The 3,239-nt window shown below is 42.0% G+C and carries 3 protein-coding genes; all 3 read right to left on the bottom strand.

Annotation, left to right across the window (positions count from 1 at the left end):
* A partial coding sequence (locus tag AB4496_RS24375) for a type II secretion system F family protein (protein ID WP_372132365.1) occupies positions 1-785 on the bottom strand: 785 nt, incomplete at its 3' end.
* Positions 786-795: 10 nt separating this feature from the next.
* Complete coding sequence (locus tag AB4496_RS24380; protein WP_009847492.1) at positions 796-2,247, bottom strand: CpaF family protein; 1,452 nt, start codon at positions 2,245-2,247, stop codon at positions 796-798.
* Between the two features lie 35 nt (positions 2,248-2,282).
* The coding region (locus AB4496_RS24385; RefSeq protein ID WP_372132368.1) for an AAA family ATPase at positions 2,283-3,239 on the bottom strand (957 nt) is incomplete at its 5' end.

Raw genomic sequence — 3,239 nt, forward strand, 5'->3', positions numbered from 1 at the left:
AGCCGACTCTCAGCAGAGAGAGTTTTGATTTTTCTTTCTAGTTTAAAACGCGCTCTCAGTACTTCAGATACTTTTTGCAGATTCTCAGAGAGATTCCCCCCAGTCTCTTTCTGCAGCATGACTGCACTAGAAAAAGCCAACATCGAAACCGTGGGTGCTCTTTCTGTCATTTGCATAATAGCGAGCCTCAAATCGTAACCGTAGTTCAACAAGTTGTAGGTGTTCTTAAATTCAACGCCAATAGGTTCAGGCATCTCCTCACCCACCTCATTGAAAGACTGAACCAATGGCTGACCTGCTTGTAAAGCTCTCCTGATAATATCCAAAGCTTCTGGTAACTGTTCTTCGAATCGTGCCATTCTGTATGTCACTCTGTTTTGAACAAACAAGTAAGCAACAACCCAAGCAAAGACAAAAGCCGCTACACAAATGAACCACACTTGATTTGATACTAAAGCAACCAAAGCCAACAAAGTGGCGCACAAGAACACAATCAATAAGAAGCGACTTAAAGTGATCTTCAGCCCCGCTAATTCCAGCATACGTTTTAGGTCTGCAAAGAAAGGAATGACAATCAACTTCCGGTCAAGTGGTGATAGTTCTTTGTTGTAGTGATCTTTTAAGAGCGACAAACTCTCTTCATCAATATTTCTTTGTGTCTCTTTTAAGCGACGAGTCAACTCTTTGTGCTTAGCTTTTTTTCCGGCAGCTGGCAATAATAAGGCTTGTGAAATAAACAACACCGCAACAAACAATAGAACCAATGAAACTGTTACGCTATCCATAATCCGCTCCTCAGCTATGTGATTCGGTAAAGAGCTCAAACGGCAAATCAAGACCACGCTTCACCAATTGGTCATGAGACTGAGGCACCACACCGGTTGCTGTGTAATAACCTAAAATATTGCCATGCTCATCGACACCTTGACGCTGAAAGTGGAAGATCTCAGACATCGTGATGACCTCTCCTTCCATACCATTTATCTCTTGAATGCTCACCATACGGCGCTTACCATCTTCCTGCCGCTCCATCTGCACAACTAAATGGATAGCAGAAGCAATCTGCGCTCTGAGGTTTTTGGTAGAAATGTTCCAACCAGCCATCGAAAACATATTCTCAACACGGCTTAGAGCATCACGGGGGGTATTGGCGTGAATAGTGGCAAGAGATCCATCATGACCAGTATTCATAGCCGCTAACATATCGACAGCTTCGCTACCACGCACCTCACCAACCACAATTCGATCCGGTCGCATACGTAAGGTGTTTTTTACCAATTCTCTTTGACTAATCTCCCCTTTCCCTTCTAAATTAGCAGGGCGGGTTTCTAGGCGAATAACATGGGGTTGTTGAAGTTGTAACTCGGCAGAGTCTTCTATAGTAATGATTCGTTGGTCTCGAGGAATGAAACCAGAAAAGATATTCAGTGTGGTTGTTTTCCCTGACCCCGTCCCTCCTGAAATCAAGATATTAAGCTCACCTTTCACTGCAGCCTCCACAAACTTAGCCATTTGTGGAGAGGCTGATTTATACTCCAGTAAATTATCCATAGTTAAGCTATCCACAGCGAAACGTCGTATGGATACCGATGGGCCATCTAAAGCAAGAGGTGGGATAATCGCATTCACACGAGAACCGTCGGCCAATCGAGCATCCACCATTGGAGAAGCCTCATCAATTCGACGCCCCACTTGGCTAACAATACGGTCAATGATGTTTCTAAGGTGTCGGTCATCTAAGAAAGTATAGGGTGTCTTTTCTAATTTCCCCCCTCGCTCAACGAACACACTCTTAGGTCCATTCACGAGAATATCGGATACCGTTTTATCTGCTAATAACGGTTCTAACGGCCCCAGTCCAAACACTTCATCCTCGATTTGCTTGATAACTCTTTTTCGACCTTCAGCACTCAGGGCATGACTTTGATCGTCAGCCATTAGCTGAACAATCGCTTCATGGAGGTCGACTTTAGCACGCTCTTTATCAAGGCTAGAAAGCAAACCAAGGTCGAGTGTTTCTAAGAGCTGCTTATGGAAATAGTGTTTAATTGATAATTCTTGTTCTAAGACTTTTTTTGCTTCATTAACCGATTTTTCTTGTTCTTCTCTGGCATCTAGCCCTTTTAAAGCAACTGAATCACTAGCATCACCTTGAGGAAAGGCAGCAACGTTTTCGCTCTCCTGCTGCGAAAATTGTTCTGCTTTTTTTTCAAACTCCGGATTTATATTTTTTCGTTTAAAGAACATAACGATCCCTCATCTATATGCTTAGAACAAACAATCTATGAAAATATCTTTTTGAGCCAACTCTTCTCTTCTTGTTCCGGAGGAGAAAGGATGTGAGATAAATCGATGATCGACCGTGTAATCGAACTCTTCTTTTTTGACTCAACCAAAGGCTGACCTAAATTGGCACTCTCTAGTGCCACTTTAAAATCGTTAGGCATTAAATGGATATCATGCTTTCCAACGGTCTGTTCTATATCCGATAATTTAATGGTTTGTCGTTTCTCATAACGATTTACGATGATCTCTATTGCATCTTGTTGTAATCCGTACTCAAACTTCAGCGTTCTTACTAAACGGTTACTGTTTTTAACAGACACTAAGGTTTGTTGAGCAACAAGTAGCACCTTAGTCGCAGGGGAGATAGCCGAAGCAAAGATATGATCCAAGCCTCGAGAGAAATCAATGATAATGTAGCGATAGAAACGGCGTAGTACAGGTAATAACTTTCCAATTTTCTGGGCGTGCTCATAATCATCCGCGTTGTTTTCATGCTTGAAACTTAAAACATGCAACCCAGATGTATGCTTGTTCACTAAACTTCCTAACGACATTTCATCCAAATCATTAGAACTGTCGATGGCATCCGAAATACTGTAGGACGGCGTGATATTCAAATATTCTGGAATAACACCAAACTGGAGATCAATATCAAGCAACAGCACCTCATTCGGGTGATAACTTGCTATTTCTACGGCTGTATTGAGCGCTAAGGTTGTCGCCCCCATACCACCTTTAGTATTGATAAATAAAAACACTTCACCATAACTAGAGTTTTCAATTTTCTCCGCTGCAGTTTTCTTAAGTAGCGGTAAAAGACCTGAAATTGAAATGTCATGAGATAGAAAATCAGAAGCACCAAGTCTTAGCGCTATTTTCAATGAGCCGTTATCACTCTCATCACCAAACACAACTAAAGATAAATCATGCTCTTCTAACTGTAGGTTGTAGCT

Origin of the sequence: Vibrio sp. 10N.222.46.A1 (assembly GCF_041473595.1) — a bacterium.
Lineage (GTDB): Bacteria > Pseudomonadota > Gammaproteobacteria > Enterobacterales > Vibrionaceae > Vibrio > Vibrio tasmaniensis_A.